At 69.1% G+C, this 1572-nt stretch carries 2 protein-coding genes; both read right to left on the bottom strand.

What is annotated here, in order from left to right; genetic code table 11:
- The coding region (gene cheD, locus DBR34_RS11165) for a chemoreceptor glutamine deamidase CheD (protein ID WP_128096852.1) at nt 1-588 on the bottom strand (588 nt) is incomplete at its 3' end.
- Nucleotides 585-1448: a CheR family methyltransferase gene (locus tag DBR34_RS11160; protein ID WP_128096848.1), complete on the bottom strand. Its 864-nt coding sequence runs from the start codon at nt 1446-1448 to the stop codon at nt 585-587. The genes cheD and DBR34_RS11160, both read right to left, overlap by 4 nt.
- Nucleotides 1449-1572 lie beyond the last annotated feature (124 nt).

Raw genomic sequence — 1572 nt, 5'->3', positions numbered from 1 at the left:
CAGCTCCACGCCACCGGTGACCGGGGCCTTGGACAGGCGGGCGCGCACGGCCGATTCGGTAGCGGCCACTTCGGCTTCGTGGGCGTGCGGCAGGCGCTGCACGACGACGCGGCCGGTATCGGCGAAGAACCACACCTTGCGCGGGTGGATGCCGCACAGGTCCTCGGCCAGCACCGGGATGTGCTCGGCCTGCAGGTACTGGCGCACGAACTCGGCGTTGCGCGTGCCCACCGGGTTGCTGGTGAAGCCCTTGAGCACGTTGGCGCCGCCGAACACCTTGGCTTCCAGGCGCTTGCGGTGTGCGCCGCGCTTGAGCAGGTCGTTGATCAGCAGTTCCATGGCATAGCTGCCGTAGCGGGCGGGCGCGCCGTCGCCGACGTTGCCTTCGGGCAGCAGGAAGTGGTTCATGCCGCCGATCTTCAGCACCGGGTCGCGCAGGCAGGCGGCCACGCACGAACCGAGCGTGGTGGTCAGCGCGGTGTCGTCGTCCACCACCAGGTACTGGGTGGGCAGCAGCTTGGCGGCGGTCACTTTGAAGCGGCTGTCGAAGTAGCGCATCACATCGTCGGTGCGGACCACGGCGTTCATGCCGGGGCTCCGGGGGCGCGCTTGTACAGGGTGCGCCCGCACGGCTGGATCAGGTCGGCGGCGTGCAGGTAGTTCTCCGAGTGGCCGGTGTAGAGCAGGCCGTCATCGCCCATGTGCTGGATCAGCCGCGACAGGATGCCGCGCTGGGTGGGCTTGTCGAAATAGATCATCACGTTGCGGCAGAACAGGGCGTCGAACGGACCGCCGACGTCGTAGCGGTTGCTGAGCAGGTTGAGCGGGCGGAAGTCGATCAGGTCGCGCAGGGCCGGGTTGACCCGGCAGCTGCCTTCGTTGGGGCCGCTGCCGCGCTGGAAATAGCGCTTCTTGATCGCCGGGTCCAGCCCGGACACACGGTCGATGGCGTACACGCCGCGGCTGGCAGTGGCCAGCACCTGGGTGTCCACGTCGGTGGCCAGGATCCGTACCGGCGGCTTGAGCGTGCCGAACGCTTCGCAGGCGGTGATGGCCATGGAGTAGGGCTCTTCACCGGTGGAGGCCGCGCACGACCACAGCTGCAGGGTGCCGTGGCCGGCCCGCGCGCGCAGTTCGGTGTCGAGCTTTTCGAAGTGGTGCGGTTCGCGGAAGAACGCGGTGAGGTTGGTGGTCAGTGCGTTGGTGAACGCCTGCCATTCGTCGCCGCCGTCGCGTTCGAGCTGGTCCAGGTAGTCGTGGAAGTTGCGCAGGCCCAGCGCCCGCAGGCGACGCGAGAGGCGGCCGTAGACCATGTCGCGCTTGGCCGGTGCCAGCGAGATGCCGACACGCTGGTAGATCAGGTCGCAGACGCGGCGGAAATCACGATCGGCGAACTCGAATTCGCGGCCGTTCTGGGCGGTGGTGGCAGGGGCAGAAGGCGTGGACACGGGCGGACTCGAAGGAGGGTGGGGAGGCGGCGGCCGGGTGGCCGCCGCGGAGGCTCAGAACTCTTGCCAGTTGCCGTCGTCGGGCGTGGTGCGTGGCGCGCGCGGGGCGGGCGCGGCACGTACC

This window comes from Stenotrophomonas sp. HMWF003 (assembly GCF_003061285.1).
GTDB lineage: Bacteria > Pseudomonadota > Gammaproteobacteria > Xanthomonadales > Xanthomonadaceae > Stenotrophomonas > Stenotrophomonas maltophilia_AP.
This window is presented reverse-complemented; position numbering and strand designations above follow the sequence as displayed.